We start from the raw sequence: 24,085 nt of genomic DNA, 5'->3' as shown, positions 1-24,085 counted from the left end.
GGTCGTCACGTCATTGTCCCTTCAGTCGCCGTGTTCGCGGTGGCGGCCGTTACGCTACGCCGTTGCGTAGCGAGCCGCATGACATCTTCCTGGGTAGTTCCTTCGGCCGGCAGCTCGCCGGTCAGCCGCCCCTCACACATGACGGCGATGCGATGGCTCATGCGCAGGATTTCCGGCAGCTCGGACGAGATCATGACGATGGCGCGGCCTTGCGCGGCGAGCGTGTTCAGGAGCTTGTAGATCTCGTTCTTGGCTCCGACGTCGATTCCGCGCGTCGGCTCATCGAAGAACAGGATCTCGCAGTCCCGTGCGAGCCATTTCGCGATCACGATCTTCTGCTGGTTCCCACCTGACAGGAGCCGGGTTTCCTGCGCCTCGGAGGGCGTCTTGATCCGCAGCTGCCTGATATAGGAGCGTGCTGTCTCCTTGATCTCGCGCATTTTCAGAAAGGCGCGGAGGGAGAGAAACCGGCTCAGGCAAGGCATGACGATATTGGTTGCCACATCCATGCCGGTCGCGAGCCCGAAGCGCTTTCTGTCCTCGGAGAGATAGCCGATCCCTAAGCGCACGGCGTCTCTTGGCGATCCGATCTTCACCGGTCGGCCTCGGACGATGATTTCGCCTCCATCGAGCGGATCGGCGCCGAAAATGGCGCGGGCAACTTCCGTGCGACCGGCACCCATCAGCCCCGCGAACCCGAGAATTTCCCCTTTGCGCAAACTGAAGCTCACGTCCCGGATGGCAGGATCGCGCCGAAGGTTCCTCACCTCGAGCACGACCTCATGTTCCAGCAGGTCCGGAACTTCCGTCTTCGTCTCGGTCAGACTACGCCCGACCATCATGGAAATGATGGTGTCGACGGAGGTCGAAGCCGTTGGCATGGTACCGATATATTCACCGTCCCTCATGACGGTCACGCGATCGGAAATCTCCTTCAGCTCGTCCATCTTGTGGGAAATATAGACGATGCCCACGCCCTCGGCCTTGAGCTGCCGGATGATCCTGAACAGCTCCGCGATTTCCGCATTGTTCAGGGCCGCCGTGGGCTCGTCCATGATCAGGACCTTGGACCTGAACGACAGGGCCTTGGCAATCTCGATCATCTGCTGCTTGGCGACCGTGAGCTTGCCGACTTCGACGCGTGGGTCGAGCCTGAGATGCATTCGCTCGAAAATGGCGGCGGCGTTCCGGTTGAGAGCATCCTCATCGAGAAAAAGACCAAGGGCACGCTTGGGCTCGCGACCGATGAAGATATTTTGGGCTGCGGTGAGATCATTCATCAGGTTGAGTTCCTGGTGAATGATGCTGATGCCGAGGTCCTGTGCTGCCCGGGGGGAGGGAATATCGACGGAAGCGCCTTCGATACGGATCTCGCCGGAATCCTTCTGGTAGATGCCCGCGAGGATCTTCATCAGGGTCGACTTGCCTGCACCGTTTTCCCCCATGAGAGCGTGCACCTCGCCGGGGAGAAGCTCAAAGCGCGCCTGCTTCAGCGCCTGCACGCCGGGAAAGGCTTTATCTAAATTCCGGATCGTGACGAGGGGGGTCATGAGGCGCTTCCCGCCCGATCGGTCCTGGTGGGCTCGCCCGCCGCAGGATCAACAGCACCGGTACACCGGTGCGCGACTGCGCAGGTGTGCTCAAGACACCGGGCTGCTGCGGTAAAGAGCAGGACATTGCCCTGGACCCGCATATTTCCTCCCAATCGTCGGCCCCCGACGACCTAGAGCCTCTTCATCCATTTTTCCCGGCGTCGCAGGAGCCGGATTGGATTGTAACTGAGGAGGCTTCTTGCTTTGAGAGGATGATATTCATGAAGAGCGGAGGGAGGCAACTGAAATGATTTCGGTGCCGTATCAGCGACAACGCTGTGAATGGCACATGGCGATAGCCTCCTTCATGATGTGATGACTTCGTCCGTCGAGGCTTCCCCGCCTTGCCGGTTTGAGCATACGCTATAGCTTGAGTTACGACACCAACAAGGCCAGGGACGAGCGGAGCGAACTTATGGCAGACGACCCCATCGAAAAGACCAAGCTGGGACGCACGGATCTTGCCGTATCGAAGATCTGCTTCGGCACGTCATCCTTGGGAGATATGCCCGATACCTACGGTTATGGTGTCGACGAGGAGCGGGCCAAGAAGACGATCCAGGCCATTTTCAAGAGTCCAGTGAACTTTCTCGATACATCCCGGATCTACGGGTTCGGTCGAAGCGAGGAGCGGATCGGCGAGGCCATTCGCGAACGGGGCGGCCTACCTCAAGGCTTCGTGGTCTCGACCAAATTGGATCGTGATCCTGAGACAAATCGTTTCGATGCCTCCCAGGCTCGGCGCTCGCTGGAGGAGAGCCTGAAGGCGCTCGGCCTCGACCGCATCGATATCCTGCATCTTCACGACCCGGAGCACGCCGCCTCCTTGGACGAAGTTACCGGGCCGCAGGGAGCCCTTCCGGAATTGTTCAAGATGAAGGAGGAGGGGTTGGCGACCGCCGTCGGGCTTGCCGCCGGCCCGGTCGACATCATGATGCCGCTCCTGCACGACTGGGATTTCGACGTCCTGATCACGCATAATCGGTTCACCCTTACCAATCGCAACGCGCATGCCATGATCGACTTTGCCTGTGCCAAGGGCATCGCAGTCTTGAACGCGGCTCCCTATGCGGGCGGCGTTCTGGCCAAGGGCTCGAACTCGTACCGGCGCTATGTCTATCAGGAGGCATCGGAGGAGATGCTGGATCCGATCCGGCGTGTCGAGGCGGTCTGCGCCAAGCATAATGTTCCGCCCGGTGCCGCGGCCCTGCAGTTCTCGATGCGTGATCCCCGGATCACCTCGACGGTTTGCGGAGTGAGCCGGCCTGAGCGGGTCGAGCAGACGCTTGAATGGGCACGCTGGCCGATCCCCCAAGAGGTGTGGGATGAGCTGGCCTCCCTGTCCTTCTCGACCGATGATCCTGAGGCGACACGTGAGTACAAGCCGGGATAGCCGACCTTCGTGGAGCCTCCGCCATGCTGAAGAATCTCAATCCTCTTCTGTCTCCTGAACTGTTGATGGTGCTCCGTTCGATGGGGCACGGCGATGAGATTGCCGTGGTCGACGCCAATTTTCCGGCGGCCTCGATGGCGCAGCGTCTCGTGAGGCTCGATGGGTTGAGCGTGACGGCCGTCACGGACGCGATCCTGTCGGTGATGCCTCTCGACGACTTCGTGCCAGAAGCCGCATGGCGTATGGAGGTGGTCGGGGAGCCGCAGGCCGAACAGCCGATCTTCGATGAGTTCCGCGCCATCATTGCGCGTCACGAGGGGATAGGCTTTCGCCTCGCGGCCCTCGAGCGCTTCGCCTTCTATGATCGGGCCAAGGCGGCCTATGCCATCGTCTCGACAGGGGAGGCCAGGCTCTACGGCAATATCATCCTGAAGAAGGGCGTCGTCCGCCCTTCATGATGCAGACCGTGACAATATGCTCCGAAGGTCCGGCAGCAGCGCATCGTGCGAAAATGTGGACCCGGTTTTCGCTCTGGACGATGCGCTATTCTAGAAAGGAGGCATCGGATCGAATCCCAAAAGGGGATTCCACTTTTTCGTCCGATGCTCTAGCGAGGCTCAACCATGCGGATCGACTCTCACCAGCATTTCTGGCGCGTCAGTCGCGGCGATTACTTCTGGATGAGCCCTGATGTCGAGGTGCTCTATCGCGACTACGGCCCTGAGGATCTCCAGCCTCTATTGGCCCGCCATGATATCGATCGGACGATCCTTGTGCAGGCGGCGCCGAGTGTGGCTGAAACCGAGTTCATGCTGGAGATCGCCGAAGCCGCTCCCTTCGTTGCCGGAGTGGTCGGCTGGGTTGAATTCAGCGATCCGGACGCTGCGCAAACGATAGAAAGACTGGCGGCCGATCCCCTGACCGTCGGCTTTCGTCCCATGGTGCAGGATATCCCCGATGATGACTGGCTTCTGCGCCCGGATCTGGCGGTTGCCTTTCGCACTCTTGTCGAACAGCGGCTCGTGTTCGATGCCCTTGTCCTGCCCCGCCATCTGTCCCGGGCGCTTGTGGTGGCTGATCGCTACGCGGATCTCTCCATCGTCATCGACCATGGAGCCAAGCCCTTCATCCGGGAGGGATTGCTCGACCCGTGGCGGGCGGACATGGCTGCCCTGGCGGCCCGCCCCAACATCGTATGCAAGCTCTCCGGTCTGGTCACCGAGGCCCGGGCGGATTGGTCGGTCGATGATCTGCGCCCCTATGTCGACCATCTTCTCACGGTGTTCGGGCCTGAGCGGCTGCTCTGGGGGAGCGATTGGCCCGTCGTCAATCTCGCTGGCGGGTATGATCGTTGGCGAGAGGCTGCACTGGAATTGCTCGCGAGCCTCTCCGATACGGAGAAAGCCGCCATCCTCGGCGGCAATGCGGCCCGGACCTATCTGAGAGATCGAGGTCGGCGCTGACATCACTGCGGCGCGAAGACCTCCGGGTACTCGGAGGAGAAGTGCTCCAGCTCGTCCATCACCGCTTCCAGATGGGATTTCATCGCGCGGCGCGCTGCCTCGGCATCGTGAGACTCCAGCGCTTTGAGCAGGTCCCGGTGCTCGGCAAGCGTGACGGCATGGCGACGTGGGGAGGAGAGAAGCCGGCGAACCCGGTCGATATTGGCGCGTGAGGCCTCGATCACAGCCGCGACCCGCGGCAATTTCAGGCTGTCCACCAGGATAGCATGGAAGGCAAGATCGAGAGCGTGGAAGCCGGCCCTGTCACCCTTCGCCACCGCTTTCTCCTGGGCCTGCAAGTTCCTTTTCAGCGCAGCGAGGGCCGGGGATGGCAGGCGCCGGGCCGCCGTCTCCGCTACCATTGCCTCAAGCGCGTTGCGGATCAGCATGGACTCTTCGATCTCCGCGAGGCGGATTCGGGCGGCGCGCGTGCCCCGCTGGGGCAGGATCTCCACCAGCCCTTCCGCAGCCAGCCGCGCGAGAGCCTCCGAAACCGGAAATCTCGAAACGCCAAGCCTGGCGCAGACGAGGCCCTTGTCGATGAACTCGCCCGGCGCGAAATCGAGAGCGACGATGGCGGAACGGAGTGATCGCTCCACCTGCTCGGTCGTGTTTCCGCGTGGTCCCCGCTCGAGAGGTTCAAGAAAGCTATATTGTTCTGCCTTGCCGATCATTTTCATGGCGCTAACATGTTAGTCGATCCGGCAGGCTGACGCCATCGTCTTGTCGGGTTCACTGCGAGCGAAACCGCTCGTTCATGCTCATCAACCGGACGAAGAGCCGGATGCTTTCGGAGAAACGCCAGCATGCCTTCCGTGACCCGCCGCCTTATGCTTGGCCTGACGGCCGCCGTTGCCCTGACCTTGCCTGCGCTGCCCGCCAGCGCGCAGACGAAGCTCAAATGGGCCCACGTCTACGAAACTTCGGAGCCCTTCCATACGCAGTCCGTCTGGGCGGCGCAGGAGATCGCGAAGCGCACCAATAACCGCTATCAGATCGATGTCTACCCGGCCTCGCAGCTCGGCAAGGAGAGCGATATCAACCAGGGCCTGTCGCTCGGTACCGTCGATATGATCATCTCCGGTCCGAGCTTCGCTGCCCGCAGCTATCCGCCGGTCGGCATCGGCTACTATCCTTATATCTTCCGTGACGCCAGCCATCTCCTCGCCTTCGCAAAGAGCGATGTGTTCAAGGAACTGGCGGATGGGTACACCGACAAGACGGGCCATCACATGGTCGCCCTGACCTATTACGGCGTGCGCCACACCTCGACGAACAAGCCATTCAAGACCTGCGCCGAGATGAAGGGCCTCAAGATCCGCGTGCCCGATGCTCCCGCCTATCTGGCGATGCCGCGCTCCTGCGGTGCGAACACGACGCCGATTGCCTTCGCCGAGGTATATCTTGCTCTCCAGAACGGGACCGTCGATGCACAGGAAAACCCGCTGACCACCATAGAGGCCAAGAAATTCTACGAGGTTCAGAAACACATCGTGCTCACCGGCCATATCGTCGATCACCTGGCCACCATCATCTCGAAGCAGCTCTGGGCCAAGCTCTCGGATGAAGACAAGAAGATCTTCAACGACGTCGCCCAGGAGGCTGCTGTGCGCGCCTCGGCCGAGATCCAGGCCAAGGAGAAGGAGCTGATCGAATCCTTCAAACAGAAGGGGCTCACAATCACCGAAGTGAACAAGGACGAGTTCAAGGACGCGGTGATGAAGAATGTCAGCCTCGAGTCCCTCGGCTACCGGAAGTCCGATTACGACAGGATCCAGGCGCTGAAATCGGAAGGGCTGTGATACCTCCGGGGCCGTCGTGCGGCGGCCCCGTTCTCCCGTTCGGTCGACTGACCCGCCGCGTTGCGGCACCCTGATTTCGAGGACGAGGATCATCGTTCCATGACGAGTGAAGTTCATACCCAAGTGAACGCCGAGGAGCTGGCGCAAACCTTCGACGAGAGCGAGCACGCGCCCGTCGATCTATCGGAATATGCCTTCGAGGACTGGCTGGCGCTGGCGTTGTTCTGGGCCATGGCGCTTGCCGTTTTCGTGCAGTTCTTTACGCGCTATGTGCTTAACGACTCCTTCGCTTGGACTGAAGAGATCGCGACCAATCTCAACGTCGCGCTGGTTTTCATCGGCTCCGCCATGTGTGTGCGCATGAGCCGCCACATCCATGTGGATTTCGTCTATCGCTATGTCCCGTCTCGGGTAGGGCGCATCCTGGCGACCGTCGTTGACCTCGCTCGCCTTGCCTTCTTTGCTTATGGCGCCGTCCTGATCTGGCGCTTCATGAGCATCGTGGGTGACGAGCAGATGACGACGGTCAATCTGCCGAAGAACCTGACCTATGCCTTCGTTTTCATCGGCTTCCTGCTGATGTGCTTCCGCTCGATCCAGGTGGCTGTGGCCAACTGGCGGCGCGGCTACTCCGTTCTTGAACGGCCCGAAGCTTTTGATGCTCCTCTCGTGGCGGAAACCTGATGCTCATTCTGCTTGGCTCCTTTCTTGTCCTCATGATTTTCGGGCTGCCCGTCGCCGTTTCGATGGCGCTCGCCTCCCTGTTGTACATTCTCGCCACCGGTGTGGTGCCGGACGTCATCGTGGCGCAGCGCATGATCGCCGGCGTCGAGAGCTTCCCGCTTCTGGCGGTCCCGTTCTTCATCCTTGCCGGCAACCTGATGAACATCGCCGGCGTGACGGGCCGTATCTATTCTTTCGCCGTCGCCCTTGTCGGCTGGATGAAGGGCGGGCTGGGCCAGGTGAACATCGTCGGCTCCGTGATCTTTTCGGGCATGTCCGGCACGGCCATTGCCGATGCGGCGGGTCTCGGCACGATCGAGATCAAGGCCATGAAGGATCATGGCTACTCGACCGAGTTCTCCGTCGGCGTGACGGCGGCCTCTGCAACTCTCGGGCCGATCATTCCGCCGTCTCTGCCTTTCGTGATCTACGGCATGATGGCCAATGTCTCGATTGGCGCGCTCTTCCTCGGCGGGCTCATTCCTGGCGTGGTCATGACGCTCATGATGATGGCGACCGTCGCCTACTTCGCCTACAGGAACGGTTGGGGCTCGGATACGCCATTCTCCTGGCGTCAGCTCGGCAGTGCCAGCATCGAAGTGGTGATGGTGCTCGCCTTTCCGGTGGCGGTCTGGGTGCTGGTTCAGGCCGGCCTCTCCACCAATGTCGCCATCGGCATCGCGCTTGTCGTGCTTCTGGCCCTCGACTGGTATTTCGACTTCTCGGCCGTGATGGCCCTGATGGCTCCGGTCATCCTGATCGGCGGCATGACGCTGGGCCTCTTCACGCCGACTGAAGCGGCCGTAGCCGCCGTGATCTGGTCCTTGTTCCTGGGTCTCGTGCGGTACCGCTCGATGACTTTCAGGAGCCTCGCCAAGGCAACCTTCGACACCATCGAAACCACCGCCTCGGTGCTCTTCATCGTCACGGCCGCGTCGATTTTCGCCTGGCTTCTGACCGTCAGCCAAGCGGCGCAGATTCTGTCCGATGCCATCCTGGGCTTCACGCAGAACAAGTGGGTGTTCCTGCTGCTGGCCAACATCCTCATCCTGTTCGTCGGCTGCTTCATCGACACCATCGCGGCCATCACCATCCTGGTGCCGATCCTGCTGCCGATCGTGCTCAAGCTCGGCATTGATCCGGTTCATTTCGGATTGATCATGACCCTCAACCTGATGATCGGCCTGCTGCATCCGCCGCTCGGCATGGTTCTGTTCGTGCTGGCAAGAGTGTCGAAACTCTCCGTCGAACGCACGACCATGGCAATCCTGCCGTGGCTGGTGCCCTTGATGCTCGCCTTGATCGCGATCACATACATTCCAGAGCTGACCCTCTGGCTGCCCCGGCAGATGGGTCTCGGCCGATGACGAGGTGAAGGGCGACATCCGATGAAAATAACCGATTTTGTGAGATGACCATGACATCCCCCCGCACCATCCGTCTTTCCGCTGACGACAACGTCGCCATCGCCATCGATCTCGTGAACCAGGGCGATACCGTCTCCGGTCTTACCGCCCGGGAGCGCATTCTGCGTGGTCACAAGATGGCCATCGAGCCGATCCGCGAGGGGGAGCCGATCCGTAAGTTCGGCCAGATCATCGGCTTTGCCAAAACCCACATCGCCCCCGGCGAATGGGTGCATGAGCACAATGTGGGCCTCCATGATTTCGAGCGCGACTACGCCTTCTGCGTGGACGCTCACGATGACGATCTCCTTCCGCCGGACATGCGGGCCACCTTCGAGGGCTATCGGCGCGAGTCGGGGAAAACCGGCACGCGGAACTATCTCGGCATCCTGACCTCTGTGAACTGCTCGGCATCGGTCGCCCGGTTTGCGGCAGCAGAAATCGAGCGTTCGGGCGTCCTGAAGGATTATCCTGGCATCGATGGTGTGGTGGCGATTGTCCACGGCACGGGCTGCGGACATGCGGCCTATGGCGAGGGATTCGACATTCTGCGCCGCACGCAATGGGGCTACGCCAGCCATCCGAACTTTGCCGGAGTCGTGATGGTCGGCCTCGGCTGCGAGGTGTTTCAAATCGGGCGCATGAAGAAGGAATACGGATTGGAGGAGACGGATACTTTCCGGACCCTGACGATCCAGGAGACGGGCGGCACGCGCAAGACCGTCGAGGCGATCACCGCCGGTATCCGCGACATGCTGCCCATCGCAGCCCGCGCAAAGCGCGAGACGCGCCCGGCCTCCGAACTGGTCCTCGCACTTCAATGCGGCGGTTCCGACGGCTATTCGGGCCTGACGGCCAATCCGGCTCTCGGTGTCGCATCCGACCTGCTTGTGCGCCATGGCGGCACGTCGATCCTGTCCGAGACGCCGGAAATCTATGGGGCCGAGCATCTGCTGACCCGGCGCGCCGCGACCCGCGAGGTGGGCGAGAAACTCGTCTCCCGGATCCGCTGGTGGGAGGATTACACCGCGCGCAACGGCGGTGAGATGAACAACAATCCGTCTCCCGGAAACAAGGCGGGCGGCCTCACGACGATCCTGGAAAAATCCCTCGGCGCCTCGGCGAAGGGAGGGCGCTCGACCCTGCACGCCGTCTACGAATATGCCGAGCCGGTGAAGGAGCACGGCTTCGTTTACATGGACACGCCCGGCTACGATCCGGTGGCGGCCACCGGCCAGGTGGCGGGAGGGGCAAACCTCATCGCGTTCACCACCGGACGCGGCTCCGCCTTCGGGGCCAAGCCCGTGCCATCGCTGAAGCTCGCAACCAACTCCGACATTTACCGCCGCATGCAGGAGGACATGGACATCAACTGCGGCGATATCCTCGATGGAGTCTCGCTCGAGCAGAAAGGTGCGGAGATCTTCGATACGCTTCTGCGTGTGGCATCGGGCGAGCACACGAAATCCGAAGACCTTGGCTATGGCGATCTGGAATTCGTTCCCTGGCAGGTCGGCGCGGTGATGTAAGCACAGGGAACTGTTCCTCACCACAACGTCTCAATGCGCGCCAGGGCGGTGAGGGCAGGGCGCTCTCACCGCCCTCATCCGCTGTCGTTTACCTTATGTCTTAAGCCTTTGGCGACCTCGATCGGCTAGAGCATCGGACCCAAAAGTGGACTTGCACTTTTGGGCTTGATCCGATGCTCATTTCCTTGGGAGAGCGCATCCTTGAGAGCGGAAAACCGGGTCCACTTTTCGCTGACGCGGCCCTGCGGGTCACTGACGTGGCCTTTCGGGTCGCTGACGTGGCCCTCTGGGTCCGCACGATGCGCTAATCACGCGGCGGGTCGAAGAAACTCAAAAAGGAAGAAGACAATGGCTCTGACGGGGCGTTTCAATCTCCGGAAATCCTTTTCCGGACGGATCATTTTGCAGGTCGAAGAAGAGGTGAAGAGCGCCTGGAGCCTCTTTTCCCGGCAGCCCAAGTTCCGCAGGCGCTGGCGTGATGCGAAGCCGATGGATCTTCCGGCAACCGAATTGCGCGCTCTCATGGATCTGCGCAACAGGCCGCGTTTCGCCGCGCAGGCATTCGAGCCGACCCAGATCGTGCGTCCTGTGCCGCATCCGCCCGAGGCGGCACTCAACAGCTCGACCTTGACGGAAGAGGGACGCTCGGTGCTGGCGCATTGAGGTGTTAGACTGCTTTTGAACCGCTTGCAGTGAACACAGGGATGAGCCGAACCATGACTCCGGATAAACGCCGCAGGATCGAGGGGATTGCCGTTCTGATAGGTTTTGCTGCCTGTATTCCGGCAGCCAATTGGCTCGTCGGCAATGTCGGCACAACCTGCGTTCCGGATGGTCCTTGCCTCATACCCGTCGCACCAGGCGTCTCGGCCCCCAGCGGCGTGCTCGTGGTCGGTCTTGCGCTTGTTCTGCGTGACCTCGTGCAGCGCCGCTTGGGGCGTTACTGGGCCCTGGCCGCCATTGCTGTCGGAGCGATCCTCTCCGCAGTGTTTGCTCCGCCGTCGCTCATTCTCGCGTCGACGGCTGCCTTCCTGCTGTCCGAAATGGCTGATCTGGCCGTCTACACGCCTCTGCAGAAGCGTGGCCTCGTTCTTGCGGTGGTCGCGAGCAGCGTCGTGGGCCTGGTCATCGACAGCATGGTGTTCCTGTTCCTGGCCTTCGGCAGTCTCCAGTTCCTGCTGCCTCAGATCATCGGCAAGGCCTGGATGGTGATCCTCAGCATTCCGGTCATCTCCTGGCTGCGCCAACGCGATGAGCGGATCGGCATGCCTGTGTGCACTTGAGCTAGGCGAGAGGACCTAGCCGACACCGAGAAACCTTGCGGTTTCCGAATCCACTGGAATGCCGGTGCGCCGGCGCTCGGCCTCGACGGCCCACTCCCTGTCTCCGGGTGCCATGACGCTCTGTCCTTGGCTGGTTGCACTGGCCCGGAGATCCGTCAGGTAGCGCGTGATTGCTGCGTCGTAGAGGGCGCGGCCCGCAAACCGGTCCGGATCGATGGCAAGGCAGAAATGTCCCATCTGCCGGGGCGTTTTGAAATCATCGGTCTCGGCCATTCGGATCATGAGATGATCCAAGGTGCTGCCGGTCAGAACGGCTGACAGAAGGGTCACGAGTCCTGCCAGGGCTGCGCCCTTGAAACCGAAGTCGATGCCGCCGAGAGGCATCAACATCTCGACATCGTTGGGATCTTGCGTCGGCTGGCCCGACTGATCGGCGGCAACCCCTTCCGGCAAGGATCGGCCGAGTGTTCTGTAGAGCAGAACCCGGTTGAACGGAATGGAAGAGGTCGCCATGTCCAACAGCCATGGCCGCTGACCCGGCACGGGGGCGCCGACCGCGATGGGGTTCGTGCCGTGGAAACGCTGTGCTCCTCCATGCAAGGCGACAACGGAATCGGTGTTTGTCATCGATATGGCGATGAGACCAGCCTCGGCACCCGCAAGAGCATAGGCGCCGGCTGCTCCGTAATGCGAGGAGTTGACGACTCCGACAGCGGCGACGCCGGCTTCCTTCGCCATGTCGCAGGCGAGGTCCATGGCGGCATAGGCTGCCGCATGACCAAGAGCGTTGTCGGCATCGAGAATGGCGGAGCCCGCAGCCGTGCGGCGCATCTCCATCCGAGGTGTCAGATTCACACGCCCGCCGCGCAGAACCTTCGCATAATGGGATGTGAGCCGGACGCCATGGCTGTCGATTCCGAAGCGCGATGCGTGAAGCATGGCACGTGTCGCCGCGCGTGCCGAGTTCTCATCCGCACCGGCATCGCGCAGGGCGTCGAAGGTCCTTGCATCCAGTATCTGCTCGGGAACGTAAATCAAATCTGCCACGTGGGTCCTCGTTATGCTTGCTTTGTTGCGGAGAACAGTGCCACGCGCCTCCGCATCGAGACAATGCAAAATAGCCTTGATAAATAAACTGTCGTTGGACGCGACCTTAGCTGAAGCTCGAGGAAGCCCTGATCTGCGCTGCCATTCGGCGACAGGCTACCTCTGCGAGCAGAACACCTCATCCGCCCAGCGGTCATAGAGGTGCTGGATGGTGAGATAGGCTTCGTAGGCGCGATCATAACGGTGGGCTATCGTAAAGCGCTCTCTTAAGGCGCGCAGGCGCTCAAGCCGATGCGTCCACTGAGCTTGACGTTCGCGTGACATGGTCCCTCCTCAGTCAAAGGGATGTCAGGGCCCGATTTTACTCCTGCTGCCTTAACAAACCCTGTAGCAGGCGGATAATCCTAGTGACGCGCTTGGATTAACTCTTTCAGTGCGATCTTCAGCATCTCCTTAGATTGCTATGGGGATTAAGGACAGGGTGAAGGTTCGAAGCCGGGTGGCCGCTCCTCCGGCCTTCGAGCAAACGAAGACGACCAGACGGCACAGGTTCTTTTCTGTCGAAGAAGCATTAAAAAACCCGCTAAGTCATGGACTTAACGGGCGAAAAGCATTGGCTGGGGGACCTGGATTCGAACCAAGACTAACGGAGTCAGAGTCCGCTGTTCTACCATTAAACTATCCCCCACCATAAGTCCTTGAACCGCTTGGATTTCCGGAGAACGAAAGGTCCGGTTATGGGCGGCGAACTCAGCGAGTGCCGGTCAGATAGGCTGCTTTTGCGGGTGCGTCAACCCCATTCGACGGCTTTCCGACATCTGAATGACAGGCTCTTCAAGCTTGGCGCTGGGGCGGGCCGTCAATCGTCCATGTCGCCGCTTTCGGGGGGCGGGTCGAGGCCCATGCCTGCCCGGTATTCGGCCTCGTCCCGGGCGGCCTCGGCGTCCGCCGCGATCCGCTCATAGCGATCGAGCGCTCCTTGCAGGATGTAGGCGGCGGCCATCTTGTCCACGGCGTCGGCGCGCTTGGCGCGGGAGGCGTCCGCGTCGAGAAGGGTGCGGGTCACGACCATGGTGGACATGCGCTCGTCCCAGAACAGCACGGGCAGGGGCAGGAGAGGCTTCAGGTTGCGCACGAAGGCGCGGGTCGCCTGCGAGCGGGGGCCCTCCGTGCCATCCATGTTGAGGGGCAGGCCGAAGACGAGGCCGCCAACCTCGTAGCGCTCCACCAGATTCTTGATGTGCTGCACATCGGGGGTGAACTTCACCCGCTTGACGGTCTCGAGCGGTGTCGCGATCCGCTTCTCCACATCGGACAGAGACAACCCGATTGTCTTGGTGCCGAGATCGACGCCCATGAGGCGCGCGCGCGGGTTCAAACCTTCGATGAAGGCGATCAGCTCGTCATCCCTCGATGTCATGGGCGGCCTCCTCGCGGCGCTGTCTCGATGACAGCCAGTATAGAGGAAGTTGGCCTGCGTCGAGATCAGGCGGCGCTGGACGCCGGAGAGGGTAACCGAGCGATGGGTGTCCCTGTGGGGGCGAGCAGAGGCAGAGCCTCGCCCGATTCCCTGAAAAGATGACAGGCTTCCGGCGCCAGCAGGAGACTGACCTCTTGTCCGACCTCGTGGCGCGCATCGCCCGGCTCGCGGATTGTGAGGTGCCGGTCCCTGCCGAAATCCACATAGAGCAGGTGGTTCTCGCCAAGCTCCTCCACCAGCTCGATGCGGCCGGTGAAAGTGCCTTGGGCAGAGATCTGCACATGGTCGGGCCGGATGCCGAGGGTCACGGTTTCACCCACGTGTACGCCGTCCGATGAAACCGGAACGGTGATCATGCTGGCATTGGGCAATTGCACCTGCACGCCGTCTGAGCCGACATGCGAGACGGCACAGGTGATGAAGTTCATCTGCGGCGATCCGATGAATCCCGCAACGAAGAGATTCGCCGGGCGGTGGTAGAGTTCGAGAGGCGTGCCTACCTGCTCGATACGGCCGGCGTTGAGCACCACGATGCGATCGGCGAGCGTCATCGCCTCCACCTGATCGTGGGTCACGTAGATCATGGTGGCGCGGGTGTCGGTGTGGAGCTTGGCGATCTCGATGCGGGTCTGCACGCGCAGAGCCGCGTCGAGATTGGAGAGCGGCTCGTCGAAGAGAAACACCTTCGGATCGCGCACGATGGCTCGGCCGATGGCGACGCGCTGGCGCTGTCCGCCGGAGAGCTGACGCGGTTTGCGGTCGAGAAGGTTCTCGATCTGCAGCATGCGCGCGGCCTCGCGCACCTTGGCATCGATCTGAGCTCTTGAGGATTTCGCCAATTCCAGGCCGAAGGCCATGTTGTCATAAACGCTCATATGCGGATAGAGCGCATAGGATTGGAACACCATCGCGATGCCGCGCTTGGCGGGTGCAAGGTCGTTGACGCGCTGGCCGCCGATGAAGATGTCGCCGGAGGTGATGTCCTCCAAGCCTGCAATGAGGCGCAGCAAGGTGGATTTCCCGCAGCCGGAAGGGCCGACGAAGACAATGAACTCACCGTCCTTGATGTCGAGATCAACGCCGTGGATCACACGGGCACGGCCGAAGGATTTGCGAACATTTTTGAGAACGACATCAGCCATCTGAAAAGTCCTTAGAATTATCCCTTGACCGCTCCTGCGGTGAGGCCCGCCACGATCTTGCGCTGGAAGATCAGCACCAACGCGATGATCGGCAGCGTCACGATGACGGAGGCCGCCATGATCGTGCCCCAGGGCAGCTCGTAGGCCGTCGAGCCGCTCATGAGCGCGATGGCGGGCGGCACCGTGCGCTGCTCGTTCGTCAGGGTGAAGGTGAGGGCGAAGAGGAACTCGTTCCATGAGACGATGAAGGCAAGCAGCCCCGTGGTGACGGCGGCCGGCATCATGAGCGGCAAAAAGACCCGGCGCACCACGATCCAGGGCGTTGCTCCGTCCACGAAGGCGGCCTCCTCGATCTCCTTCGGCAATTCCCGCATGAAGGTGGTGAGCACCCAGACCGTGAAGGGCAGGGTGAGCATGAGGTTGGCGAGGATCAGGCCGGGCAGGGTGTTGTAGAGACCGAAAGTCCGGATCAGCTCGAACATGCCCGACAACACCGCCACCTGCGGGAACATGGAGACCGCCAGAATGGTCATGAGCAGCAGCGACCGGCCGCGAAAGCGGATGCGCCCGAAGGCATAGGCCGCCGTGATGCCTAAGCCAAGCGACAGCGCCACCACTGAGCCCGCGACGACAACCGAATTGAAGATGTTCGTGCCGAAGGGCTGGCGTTCGAACACGGCGATGTAGTTGGAGAAGTCAAGACGTTCGGGCCAATAGGCTACCTTGAACAGATCCGAGCCTGAGCGGAAGGACGAGATCACGGCGTAATAGAACGGGAAGATCGAAAACAGGCCGATGGCCACAACCAGCAACCAGAAGCCGAGGCGGGTCAGCGCTTTCATCGGGTTTCACCTCCCAGCCGAACCCGGCCCGCCGCCATGGTGATGACGATGAGAAGGGCGATGATGAGGAAGATGAGAGTGGAGGCTGCCGAGCCGAGACCCACCTCCTGGAAATCAACGAGCTGCTGGCGTGCATAGACCGACATGGACATGGTGTCCCGCGAATTGGCGGTGAGCACGTAGATCAGATCGAAGACGCGCAGCGCATCGAGCGCGCGGAAGATCACGGCGACGATGAGCGCCGGCCTGATCAGCGGCAGCGTCACTCGGAAGAAGACTTTTACGGGATGAACCCCGTCCACCTTCGCGGCTTCATAGATATCACCCGGCAGCATCTGGAGGGCGGCAAGAATGAGCAGCGCCATGAAGGGCGTGGTCTTCCACACGTCCACCATGACCACGGTCCAAAGCGCCGTGTCCGGGTTGGCGGTCCAGGTGATCGGCGCAGCGATGAGGCCGAGGCGCAGGAGCATGTCGTTGATCACGCCGAACTGGTCGTGCAGCATCCAGTTCCACATCTTGGCCGAGACCACCGTGGGAATGGCCCAGGGGATGAGAATGACGGCGCGCATGATGCCGCGTCCGGGAAAGGACGCATTGAGGAGCAGCGCGACGATGGTGCCGAGCACGGTCTCGATGGAGACGGATACGCCTGTGAACCACACCGTGTTCCACACCGAGCGCCACCAATCCGGATCGGTGAGCAGGCCCAACCACTCGCCGTCATAATTGGCGATGTAGTTCTCGAAGCCGATGAATTCGTAATCGTTGAGGCTGTTGAGGTTCGCATCCGTGAGGCTGAACCAGATGGTGCGCGCGAGAGGCCAGCCTGCGATGAGCACCAGCACGACCAGCGTCGGCGCGATGAAGATCCACGCCGACCTGACGCGCGAGCGGGTGAGGGCGGATCGGCCGCCCCGCACGGTTTCGCGCGCAGGGGCGGTCGCCCGGATGGCCGCTCCCGACATGATCATTGCCAGCCGCTGCGCTTGATCCGCTTCAGATCACGATCGAGGCGGTTGAGCGCCTGTGCAGGTTCCGCCCGCTTCGAGAGCACCTGGTGGACGGCGTTGAAGAACTCGGTTGAGACCTTGTTGTAGTTCTGCCCCGTCACGGTTGCCGGGCGTGCGACCGCATTCGAAAACACATCTTCAAGATCGCCGATGAACGGATTGGCCTTGGCAATGTCGGCATCGCCATAGAGCGACACGATGGTGGGATTGAACGAGCCCTGGACCGCGCGGCGCTTCTGCTCCTCCTGACCTGTCAGGTACATGACGAGATCGATCGCGACATCGGCGTTCTTGGAATACTTGGAGACGGCGAGCAACTGGCCGCCGAGCGTACCCGCATGACGCCCGTCCGCACCACCCTTCGGCAATGGTGCGATGCCGACCTTGTCCTTGATGGTGCTGTCCGCTCCTTGAGCCAGTGCCCAGGCATAGGGCCAGTTGCGCATGAATGCGGCGTTGCCCGCCTGGAAGACGCCGCGCGATTCCTCTTCCGTGTAGTTGAGCACGCCTTCCGGCGTGATGGTGCCAACCCAGCCGGCGGCCGTCTTCAAGGCCTCGACGGCTTTCGGATTCTCGATCGTGACCTCGCCCTTTTCATCGACGATGGTGCCGCCGTTGTAGGAGGCGATCCATTCGAGAGCGTTGGTGGTCAGGCCCTCATAGGCGCGGCCCTGCCAGACATAGCCCCAGAAATCGCCCTTGCCCTCCTTGCGCTCGCCCTCCTGGATCATGCGGGCGGTCTCGGTCAGGTCGGACCAGGTCTGCGGCACGGGGCGCTTGTATTTGTCGAGCAGGTCCTTGCGGTAATAGAGCAGGCCTGCATCGGCGAACCAGGGCATCGCCATGAGCTTTTCGTTCACGCGGCTCGTCTCGACCATTGCGGGAAGATGCTGGCTCACGACGCTCTGGCCCTTGGCAGTCAGATCCTGCAAATGATCGGCGAGAATGCCGGTCCACACTACGTCGATCTGAAAGACGTCGATATCGCCCGCGCCGGCAGCGAGAAGCTGCTGATAGAGAGCAAGGCGCTCGGTTGCGGAGTTCGGCGTCGAGACGATCTTGACCGTGTTGCCCGTTTTTTGCGCCCAGGCATCGACGCCCTGCTTGCAGATTTCATATTCCTTGCCGAGCGCGCTGCACGAGATGGAAATCTCGACGGCGGAGACACTGGCTGAGGTGAGAAGGCCAGCCGCAAGGGTCAGGCAGGCGATGAGGCGAGACATGGCTATCCTCCGGCAAAGTTCGCGTTTATTGCTTAGGTTGATAAGCCCAGGACCCGCTCTTTGTTCCTTTGGAACATGGCCATGCGTGGGCCTTGCCCCATCTTCATGCTCGTTTCAGCGAAGGTGCTCCCATGAAAATTACTTGGTTTGGACATTCCGCCTTCCGGCTCGATTTTGCCGACAAGGCCCTGCTTATCGACCCGTTCTTCACCGGGAATCCGGCTTTCGAGGGTGACAAGGCTAAGATCACCCAGGGCGTGAGCCATATCCTGCTCACCCACGGTCATGGCGACCATGTAGGCGATACGGTGGAGATCGCGAAGGCGACGGGCGCCAAGGTCGTCACCAATTTCGAGCTCTGCATGTACCTGACGAAGCAGGGCGTTCAGAACATCGACCCCATGAATACCGGCGGCACGACGGAGCAGGGCGGCTTTACCGTCACGCTCGTGCGGGCGGATCATTCCTCCGGCCTCGTGGAAATGGATGTGAACTTCCCGCTGGGCTCCGCCAACGGGATCATCGTGAAGGCACCGGGAGAGCCGACCGTCTACCACATGGGCGATACGGATATTTTCGGGGACATGGCCCTGATCGCCGAGATCCATCAGCCGGAGGTGGCCATGGTGCCCATCGGCGACCGCTTCACCATGGGCCCGGAGGTCGCTGCACTCGCCGTCCAGCGCTATTTCAGCGGCCTGAAGGCGGTCATTCCCTGCCACTATGCCTCCTTCCCGCCACTCGTCCCCGATGCGGACCGGTTCGTGGCGGCCCTGGAGGGCAACGGCGTCCAGGTGGTGGTGCCTCATAAGACGGTAGCGGTGAGGGTTTAGCTTCCGGAGTGCTGTCATTCCTCGTCATGGCCGGGCTTGTCCCGGCCATCCACGTCTTTCGGAACGGCGGCGGGTCAATGGTGTGGATCCCCGGGACGAACCCGGGGATGACGGCAGTGAGACGGTTAGCATGCGCCCATCCTTGCGCACATCCGCCGTTGCCCCCTGAGGCGAGCGGGTGCTATAGCCCGGCCATCAGATTTCCAAGGGATATGACCATTCATGTCGGTCGATGAGAAAACGGTCCGCCGCATCGCCCATCTGGCGCGCATTGCCGTGACGGATGAGGAGGTGCCTCACCTCCAGGGCGAGCTCAACGCGATTCTCTCCTTCGTCGAGCAACTCAACGAGGTGAACGTGGACGGCGTGGAGCCCATGACCTCCGTGACGCCCATGACCATGAAGAAGCGCCAGGACGGCGTGACCGATGGCGGCTATCCGGAGAAGATCGTCCAGAACGCCCCCGCCACCGAAGACAACTTCTTCCTGGTGCCGAAGGTGGTTGAATAAGGCGCCAGCCTTTTTCGACCATCCCCGGGCAAGCGAAGCGCGACCCGGGGATCTCCCGCAGAATAAGGCGTGGATGCCGGGATAAGCCCGGCCATGACGTCGATAAAAGAGATCCAGTCCAGTGACCGAACTGACCCATCTCACGATTTCCGAGGCCCGTGACGGCCTGAAGGCCAAGACCTTCTCCGCCACCGAGCTCACGCGGGCTCATATCGCCGCCGTCGAGAAGGCGAGGGCGCTGAACGCCTATGTGCTCGAGACACCCGAGAAGGCACTCGCCATGGCCAAGGCTTCCGACGAGAAGATCGCCAAGGGCGAGGCCCGCCCGATGGAGGGCATCCCGCTCGGCATCAAGGACCTGTTCTGCACACAGGGCGTGGTTTCCACCGCCGCTTCCAAGATCCTCGGCAACTTCAACCCGCCCTACGAGTCCACCGTCACCCAGAACCTCTGGAACGACGGCGCCGTGATGCTCGGCAAGCTCAACATGGATGAGTTCGCCATGGGCTCCTCCAACGAGACCAGCGCCTTCGGCCCGGTCGTGTCGCCCTGGCGGCGCGAGGGCTCGAACGTGAGCGCGGGGGCTTCCGGCCAGATCGAAGGCACGCATCTCGTCCCGGGCGGCTCGTCCGGTGGTTCGGCGGCGGCTGTCGCCGCGCACCTCTGCCTCGGCGCCACCGCAACCGATACGGGCGGCTCCATCCGCCAGCCTGCGGCCTTCACGGGCACCGTGGGCATCAAGCCGACCTATGGCCGCGTCTCCCGCTGGGGTACGGTGGCCTTCGCCTCGTCCCTCGACCAGGCGGGCCCCATCACCCGTACGGTGCGCGACGCCGCCATCATGCTGCGTTCCATGGCGAGCCCCGACGCCAAGGACACCACTTGCGTCGATCTGCCGGTTCCGGATTACGAGGCCGCCGTCACGCGCGGCGTGAAGGGGCTGAAGATCGGCATTCCGAAGGAATACCGCGTCGACGGCATGTCGTCCGAGATCGAGAAGCTCTGGCATCAGGGCGCGGAATGGCTGCGCGCGGCCGGGGCCGAGATTGTCGAGGTCTCCCTGCCGCATACCAAGTATGCGCTGCCGGCCTACTACATCGTGGCGCCGGCCGAGGCCTCCTCGAATCTCGCACGTTATGACGGCGTGCGCTACGGCCTGCGTGAGAACGGCAAGGACATCGTCGATCTTTACGAGAAGAGCCGCGCCGCCGGCTTCGGCCGCGAGGTCAAGCGCCGCATCATGATCGGCACCTATGTGCTCTCGGCGGGCTATTACGACGCCTATTACGTGCGCGCCCAGAAGATCCGCACGCTCATCAAGCGCGACTTCGAGGAAGTCTATGCTCAAGGCGTTCATGCGATCCTGACGCCCGCCACGCCGTCCGCCGCCTTCGGCATCGGCGAGAAGGGCTCCGGCGATCCGGTGGAGATGTACCTCAACGACATCTTCACGGTGACCGTGAACATGGCGGGCCTGCCGGGCCTCGCCGTTCCGGCTGGCCTCGATTCTCAGGGCCTGCCGCTCGGCCTCCAGCTCATCGGCCGCGCCTTCGATGAAGAGACGCTCTTCGCCGCAGGCCAGGTAATCGAGGATGCCGCTGGCCGCATCAGGCTGCCCCAGCCCTGGTGGGCTTGAACGACGTGGGTCCGACTGTTCCCGTCATTCACCTCTGGGATTGGCTGCCCGCGGCCTTCGACCCCGTGCTGGTCATCATCGCCGTGCTCCTCGGCTGGAAGGCCGATCAGTTCGGCAAGATCCTGATCGCCGCGATGGCGGCGCTCGGCCTGTCGATCGTGGTGTCGTATCTGATCAGCCTCGTCGGCATTCCGTGGATCGCGCCCGTACGGGCCGACGCGCTGATGCTGTTTCCCGTGCGGTTCGTCGCAGCGCTTCTCTGGGCCGGCGGCGCCTATGCCGTGCGGCACGTGGCGAAGCGTTGAAGAGGGTGCATTCCTGAAAGCCAAAGGCCGCGACGTCGCCGCGGCCTTTGTCCTTTGAACGAGGGAGGCGGTGCGAATGATCTCCGCGCCGCCTTTTTCTTAAATGAAGAGGAAGTGGTTCGCGTTGAGCATGGCCTTGTCGACATTGGCCAGCTTGATGCTGTTTCCTGCACCCAGATCGATGACCGCGTCCGCTCCCGACATCGTCGTGCGGGCCATCAGCTCCTCGAAAGTGCTCAAGGAGAGGCCGTTCACGTTCTTGGCGATGCTGATGACCTCACCCAAAGTCGCGACTTCGAAATCCGTGATCGTGTCGGTGCCGTTCGACGCTCCGAAATCGAAGCGATCCGCACCCATGCCGCCGCTGATGATGTCGTGACCGTTGCCACCCCAGAGGGTGTCATTGCCGGCTCCGCCATTGAGGGTGTCGTTGTGATATCCGCCATCGAGCTTGTCGTTGCCGGACGTTCCCGTCCAGACTAGTCCCGTCACGTGAGCCGGGCTGGAATAATTCGCAGTGACGATGTCGTTCGCGGGCTTCCACTGGGTGGTGTAGTCGAGTTCGGATACGCCTGCTGCGGTCATGTCCTGCTTGCTCGCATAGGGATAGTAGCTCCAGAGGAAGGAGCCGCCGAGCCACTGGCCCCCGTAATTTTCCATCACCTTGTACAGGGCCGTGTAGCTATCCGCCTGCTCCTGGTAATCGACGGTGCCGCTGCCGGTGAAAACACCCGGATCCTTGTTCGTGCCATCCATGCTGCGATAGCCGACCTCGGTGAAGATGACCTGCTTGCCGTATTGCTCGGACAGGCCCTTGTAGTACTCGATGGCGGATTTGCCCTGGTACAGGGTATCCCGAATCCAGCTGTTGAAATGCGGTTCGACCCAAGCCTTCACCATCTGATCGACAGTCGGCGTATTGGTGGTTGAAAGCGGCAGATAGGCGTCAACGCCGATATTATCGACAGCGTCCCAGAAGCCGATCTTGGTCACTTCATCGTAGGTCGAGGCGTAGGTGACCTGGCCCGAAAAGACGCTGCGCACCGCCGCGATGATGTCCACCCATTTCTGGGTGTAGGTCATGCCGTCGCTGCAGACCTTGGTCGGATCGGTCATGCTCTTCAGTTCCGTGCCGACGCAGATCATGGATGCGCCCGCGGCCTGCGCGACCTTGGCGTATTCCACCATCATGGCCTTGTAGCTCTCAAACCACGCCTTGGGATCGGTGGGCGCGATTTCGGCGCGCCAAACACGGTTGTTGGTCTCGAGATGTGGCTTGAGAACCACCTTCAGACCACGGGCCGCCGCATCGAGAATGGCTTGCTTGACCTGCTCGAAGGTGTCGCTCTCGTTGTCCCAAGGGTTATTCGGATCGCCGAGTCCCAACGCGACCGAGTTGCTGTATTGATCGCTCTGGAAGAAATTCGGCACCAGCGTGATGGTGTTGGCGCCGGAGGCCGCGACCTGGTCCATGGCCGAGTGCCCGCCGGTGGTGGCGAAGTTTCCACCCCAATAGGACACCAGGGTCGTGCCTTCCCAGGCAAAGATCGATTCGCCAGTGCTGCCGCCGCCGCCGCCGGGAGGGAGCGCAGGGTCGAACTTGAACCAGCTCGCCTGAGGCGCCGTGCTGTTGGTCAACGTGATCGTCGTGCCGTCGCCGAGGCTGATGACGTAATTCGAGCCAGACAGGGTGATTTGCAATTGTTCGATGCCGGTGATCCCCGTACCGGTCAGGTCGATGAGATCACCCTGCGTCGCATTGAAATCGGTGATCGTGTCCTGCCCCACGGCTTTGATGAAACGGAACAGATCCGCCCCGGCGCCGCCGGTGAGCTGGTCATTGCCGGTTCCGCCCTCAAGTGTGTCCGCTCCGTCACCGCCGAGGATCGTATCGTTGCCTGCGAGGCCGCGAAGAGTATTGGCCGCGCCGTTGCCTTCGATGCGGTTGGCCAACTCGTTCCCGGTGCCGTCGAGAGCCACCGATCCGGTGAGAACGAGGTTCTCGACATTGGCCGCGAGTGTATGGCTGACCGCGGCGCGAACCGTATCGACGCCGTCACCGGTATATTCGCGCACGATGTCCGAGCTGCTGCGCACGATATAGGTATCATCACCCGCGCCGCCCGCGAGCGTGTCGACGGCGCCGGTCGTATTCGCCCCGCCATCAAGAGTGTCGTTGCCGCCGCCGCCCGAGAGCAGGTTGGAGCCCGCATTGCCGGTGAGCTGGTTGTCGAGCGTGTTGCCAGTGCCGCTGAGATTGGCCGAGCCAGCAAGAATGAGATTCTCGACATTGCTGCCGAGCGTGAAGGATACGGAGGATTCAACCGTGTCGCTGCCCTCATTGGCGAGTTCCGTGACACTCTCGCGGGTGGCATCGATCACATAATAATCGTTGCCCGCGCCGCCGCTCAACGTGTCGTTGCCGAGCCCGCCGACGAGGCGGTCGTCACCAAGGCCGCCGTCGAGACGATCGGCGCCGTCTCCCCCTACGAGCGTGTCGTTCCCGCCTGCTCCATTCAAAGTGTCGTTGCCGGCACCGCCCACCAGGGAATCGGCGCTTTCGGTTCCGTTGATCTGCACGCCTGTTGTCTTGGTCGCTCTCCCGGCGATTGTGACCTTCGAGAGGGTGCTGTTTGCCACATACGCGTCCTGCTCGATTGGAGAGCGCTTGTGGACCTTGTCGAGCAACAACTCGCCCAGCTTGGCCGAATTGTTCCGGGACTCTGCAATAGCGGGAAAGGATACCGGGTGAGACTTCTTTTTTCGAATTGGCATAGGTTTTCTCACTCCCCAAAGCTCAGGCCTTGCCTCGATCACTTCGCGT

The 24,085-nt window shown here is 61.7% G+C and carries 23 protein-coding genes and 1 tRNA gene; 13 read left to right on the top strand and 11 right to left on the bottom strand.

Features of this window, described 5'->3' with window-relative positions; genetic code table 11:
* Positions 1–5 precede the first annotated feature (5 nt).
* Positions 6–1,550, bottom strand: a complete 1,545-nt coding sequence (locus ACUXUR_RS18845) for a sugar ABC transporter ATP-binding protein (protein WP_445503893.1) — start codon at positions 1,548–1,550, stop codon at positions 6–8.
* A 457-nt stretch (positions 1,551–2,007) separates the two neighbouring features.
* Between ACUXUR_RS18845 and ACUXUR_RS18840 the strand changes: the two genes are divergently transcribed.
* The 3 genes from ACUXUR_RS18840 (at position 2,008) to ACUXUR_RS18830 (ending at position 4,448) form a co-directional block, all read left to right on the top strand.
* Entirely contained in the window at positions 2,008–2,985 is a 978-nt protein-coding gene (locus ACUXUR_RS18840; RefSeq protein WP_445503892.1) for an aldo/keto reductase, read from the top strand.
* A 23-nt stretch (positions 2,986–3,008) separates the two neighbouring features.
* Positions 3,009–3,443, top strand: coding sequence for an RbsD/FucU family protein (locus ACUXUR_RS18835; RefSeq protein WP_445503891.1), 435 nt, complete (start codon positions 3,009–3,011; stop codon positions 3,441–3,443).
* 165 nt (positions 3,444–3,608) lie between these two features.
* Positions 3,609–4,448: an amidohydrolase family protein gene (locus tag ACUXUR_RS18830; RefSeq protein ID WP_445503890.1), complete on the top strand. Its 840-nt coding sequence runs from the start codon at positions 3,609–3,611 to the stop codon at positions 4,446–4,448.
* A gap of 2 nt (positions 4,449–4,450) precedes the next feature.
* Here the strand turns inward: ACUXUR_RS18830 and ACUXUR_RS18825 are convergent, their stop codons facing one another.
* Positions 4,451–5,167 (bottom strand): GntR family transcriptional regulator, encoded by a 717-nt coding sequence (locus tag ACUXUR_RS18825; protein ID WP_445503889.1) that lies wholly within the window; start codon positions 5,165–5,167, stop codon positions 4,451–4,453.
* Positions 5,168–5,317: 150 nt separating this feature from the next.
* On the opposite strand from ACUXUR_RS18825, the gene ACUXUR_RS18820 reads away from it, so the two are divergent.
* From ACUXUR_RS18820 to ACUXUR_RS18795, 6 genes are all read left to right on the top strand, one after another.
* Complete coding sequence (locus ACUXUR_RS18820) at positions 5,318–6,289, top strand: sialic acid TRAP transporter substrate-binding protein SiaP (RefSeq protein ID WP_445503961.1); 972 nt, start codon at positions 5,318–5,320, stop codon at positions 6,287–6,289.
* Between the two features lie 99 nt (positions 6,290–6,388).
* On the top strand, positions 6,389–6,973 hold the full coding sequence (locus ACUXUR_RS18815; RefSeq protein WP_445503888.1) for a TRAP transporter small permease: 585 nt from the start codon (positions 6,389–6,391) through the stop codon (positions 6,971–6,973).
* Entirely contained in the window at positions 6,973–8,379 is a 1,407-nt protein-coding gene (locus ACUXUR_RS18810; protein WP_445503887.1) for a TRAP transporter large permease, read from the top strand. The genes ACUXUR_RS18815 and ACUXUR_RS18810 overlap by 1 nt, the downstream gene beginning before the upstream one ends.
* A 50-nt stretch (positions 8,380–8,429) precedes the next feature.
* A complete protein-coding gene (locus tag ACUXUR_RS18805; RefSeq protein WP_445503886.1) occupies positions 8,430–9,947 on the top strand; it encodes a UxaA family hydrolase in 1,518 nt (505 codons plus the stop codon).
* Between the two features lie 348 nt (positions 9,948–10,295).
* Complete coding sequence (locus ACUXUR_RS18800) at positions 10,296–10,610, top strand: hypothetical protein (RefSeq protein WP_445503885.1); 315 nt, start codon at positions 10,296–10,298, stop codon at positions 10,608–10,610.
* A 53-nt stretch (positions 10,611–10,663) separates the two neighbouring features.
* A complete protein-coding gene (locus ACUXUR_RS18795; RefSeq protein ID WP_445503884.1) occupies positions 10,664–11,230 on the top strand; it encodes a VUT family protein in 567 nt (188 codons plus the stop codon).
* A gap of 15 nt (positions 11,231–11,245) precedes the next feature.
* On the opposite strand, the gene ACUXUR_RS18790 is transcribed toward ACUXUR_RS18795, so the two are convergent.
* The 8 genes from ACUXUR_RS18790 to ACUXUR_RS18755 form a co-directional block, all read right to left on the bottom strand.
* Positions 11,246–12,277 (bottom strand): Ldh family oxidoreductase, encoded by a 1,032-nt coding sequence (locus ACUXUR_RS18790; protein WP_445503883.1) that lies wholly within the window; start codon positions 12,275–12,277, stop codon positions 11,246–11,248.
* Positions 12,278–12,433: 156 nt separating this feature from the next.
* The gene (locus ACUXUR_RS18785) at positions 12,434–12,601 is read right to left on the bottom strand and encodes a hypothetical protein (RefSeq protein WP_445503882.1); all 168 of its coding nucleotides are present in this window, start codon (positions 12,599–12,601) and stop codon (positions 12,434–12,436) included.
* Positions 12,602–12,891: 290 nt separating this feature from the next.
* A tRNA-Gln gene (locus ACUXUR_RS18780) sits at positions 12,892–12,965 on the bottom strand.
* Between the two features lie 171 nt (positions 12,966–13,136).
* Entirely contained in the window at positions 13,137–13,697 is a 561-nt protein-coding gene (gene ruvX / locus ACUXUR_RS18775) for a Holliday junction resolvase RuvX (RefSeq protein ID WP_445503881.1), read from the bottom strand.
* Positions 13,698–13,762: 65 nt separating this feature from the next.
* Positions 13,763–14,899: an ABC transporter ATP-binding protein gene (locus ACUXUR_RS18770; RefSeq protein ID WP_445503880.1), complete on the bottom strand. Its 1,137-nt coding sequence runs from the start codon at positions 14,897–14,899 to the stop codon at positions 13,763–13,765.
* Positions 14,900–14,916: 17 nt separating this feature from the next.
* Complete coding sequence (locus ACUXUR_RS18765) at positions 14,917–15,741, bottom strand: carbohydrate ABC transporter permease (protein ID WP_445503879.1); 825 nt, start codon at positions 15,739–15,741, stop codon at positions 14,917–14,919.
* Positions 15,738–16,709, bottom strand: a complete 972-nt coding sequence (locus ACUXUR_RS18760) for a carbohydrate ABC transporter permease (RefSeq protein ID WP_445503878.1) — start codon at positions 16,707–16,709, stop codon at positions 15,738–15,740. Before ACUXUR_RS18760 ends, ACUXUR_RS18765 begins: the two co-directional genes overlap by 4 nt.
* 2 nt (positions 16,710–16,711) lie before the next feature.
* Positions 16,712–17,977, bottom strand: coding sequence for an ABC transporter substrate-binding protein (locus ACUXUR_RS18755; RefSeq protein WP_445503877.1), 1,266 nt, complete (start codon positions 17,975–17,977; stop codon positions 16,712–16,714).
* A gap of 131 nt (positions 17,978–18,108) precedes the next feature.
* Between ACUXUR_RS18755 and ACUXUR_RS18750 the strand changes: the two genes are divergently transcribed.
* The 4 genes from ACUXUR_RS18750 to ACUXUR_RS18735 all read left to right on the top strand — a co-directional run bounded on the left by ACUXUR_RS18750 (position 18,109) and on the right by ACUXUR_RS18735 (position 21,261).
* Positions 18,109–18,810, top strand: coding sequence for a metal-dependent hydrolase (locus ACUXUR_RS18750; RefSeq protein WP_445503876.1), 702 nt, complete (start codon positions 18,109–18,111; stop codon positions 18,808–18,810).
* A 222-nt stretch (positions 18,811–19,032) separates the two neighbouring features.
* Positions 19,033–19,320, top strand: coding sequence for an Asp-tRNA(Asn)/Glu-tRNA(Gln) amidotransferase subunit GatC (gatC, locus tag ACUXUR_RS18745; RefSeq protein WP_445503875.1), 288 nt, complete (start codon positions 19,033–19,035; stop codon positions 19,318–19,320).
* 121 nt (positions 19,321–19,441) lie between these two features.
* A complete protein-coding gene (gatA, locus tag ACUXUR_RS18740; protein ID WP_445503874.1) occupies positions 19,442–20,956 on the top strand; it encodes an Asp-tRNA(Asn)/Glu-tRNA(Gln) amidotransferase subunit GatA in 1,515 nt (504 codons plus the stop codon).
* A 5-nt stretch (positions 20,957–20,961) separates the two neighbouring features.
* Complete coding sequence (locus ACUXUR_RS18735) at positions 20,962–21,261, top strand: hypothetical protein (RefSeq protein WP_445503873.1); 300 nt, start codon at positions 20,962–20,964, stop codon at positions 21,259–21,261.
* 99 nt (positions 21,262–21,360) lie between these two features.
* Here ACUXUR_RS18735 and ACUXUR_RS18730 read toward each other — a convergent pair whose 3' ends face one another.
* On the bottom strand, positions 21,361–24,036 hold the full coding sequence (locus ACUXUR_RS18730; protein ID WP_445503872.1) for a glycoside hydrolase family 113: 2,676 nt from the start codon (positions 24,034–24,036) through the stop codon (positions 21,361–21,363).
* Positions 24,037–24,085: the final 49 nt, after the last annotated feature.

It is taken from the genome of Microvirga medicaginis, assembly GCF_052658925.1.
Note: the sequence above shows the minus strand (reverse complement) of the source record. Positions and strands in the feature narration are given on the sequence as shown.

Excerpts from the sequence above, each read along its gene's own strand:
- ACUXUR_RS18845 (WP_445503893.1), bottom strand. The coding sequence starts at position 1,550 with ATGACCCCCCTCGTCACGATCCGGAATTTAGATAAAGCCTTTCCCGGC.
- ACUXUR_RS18840 (WP_445503892.1), top strand. The coding sequence starts at position 2,008 with ATGGCAGACGACCCCATCGAAAAGACCAAGCTGGGACGCACGGATCTT.
- ACUXUR_RS18835 (WP_445503891.1), top strand. The coding sequence starts at position 3,009 with ATGCTGAAGAATCTCAATCCTCTTCTGTCTCCTGAACTGTTGATGGTG.
- ACUXUR_RS18830 (WP_445503890.1), top strand. The coding sequence starts at position 3,609 with ATGCGGATCGACTCTCACCAGCATTTCTGGCGCGTCAGTCGCGGCGAT.
- ACUXUR_RS18825 (WP_445503889.1), bottom strand. The coding sequence starts at position 5,167 with ATGAAAATGATCGGCAAGGCAGAACAATATAGCTTTCTTGAACCTCTC.
- ACUXUR_RS18820 (WP_445503961.1), top strand. The coding sequence starts at position 5,318 with ATGCTTGGCCTGACGGCCGCCGTTGCCCTGACCTTGCCTGCGCTGCCC.
- ACUXUR_RS18815 (WP_445503888.1), top strand. The coding sequence starts at position 6,389 with ATGACGAGTGAAGTTCATACCCAAGTGAACGCCGAGGAGCTGGCGCAA.
- ACUXUR_RS18810 (WP_445503887.1), top strand. The coding sequence starts at position 6,973 with ATGCTCATTCTGCTTGGCTCCTTTCTTGTCCTCATGATTTTCGGGCTG.
- ACUXUR_RS18805 (WP_445503886.1), top strand. The coding sequence starts at position 8,430 with ATGACATCCCCCCGCACCATCCGTCTTTCCGCTGACGACAACGTCGCC.
- ACUXUR_RS18800 (WP_445503885.1), top strand. The coding sequence starts at position 10,296 with ATGGCTCTGACGGGGCGTTTCAATCTCCGGAAATCCTTTTCCGGACGG.
- ACUXUR_RS18795 (WP_445503884.1), top strand. The coding sequence starts at position 10,664 with ATGACTCCGGATAAACGCCGCAGGATCGAGGGGATTGCCGTTCTGATA.
- ACUXUR_RS18785 (WP_445503882.1), bottom strand. The coding sequence starts at position 12,601 with ATGTCACGCGAACGTCAAGCTCAGTGGACGCATCGGCTTGAGCGCCTG.
- ruvX (WP_445503881.1), bottom strand. The coding sequence starts at position 13,697 with ATGACATCGAGGGATGACGAGCTGATCGCCTTCATCGAAGGTTTGAAC.
- ACUXUR_RS18770 (WP_445503880.1), bottom strand. The coding sequence starts at position 14,899 with ATGGCTGATGTCGTTCTCAAAAATGTTCGCAAATCCTTCGGCCGTGCC.
- ACUXUR_RS18765 (WP_445503879.1), bottom strand. The coding sequence starts at position 15,741 with ATGAAAGCGCTGACCCGCCTCGGCTTCTGGTTGCTGGTTGTGGCCATC.
- ACUXUR_RS18760 (WP_445503878.1), bottom strand. The coding sequence starts at position 16,709 with ATGTCGGGAGCGGCCATCCGGGCGACCGCCCCTGCGCGCGAAACCGTG.
- ACUXUR_RS18755 (WP_445503877.1), bottom strand. The coding sequence starts at position 17,977 with ATGTCTCGCCTCATCGCCTGCCTGACCCTTGCGGCTGGCCTTCTCACC.
- ACUXUR_RS18750 (WP_445503876.1), top strand. The coding sequence starts at position 18,109 with ATGAAAATTACTTGGTTTGGACATTCCGCCTTCCGGCTCGATTTTGCC.
- gatC (WP_445503875.1), top strand. The coding sequence starts at position 19,033 with ATGTCGGTCGATGAGAAAACGGTCCGCCGCATCGCCCATCTGGCGCGC.
- ACUXUR_RS18730 (WP_445503872.1), bottom strand. The coding sequence starts at position 24,036 with ATGCCAATTCGAAAAAAGAAGTCTCACCCGGTATCCTTTCCCGCTATT.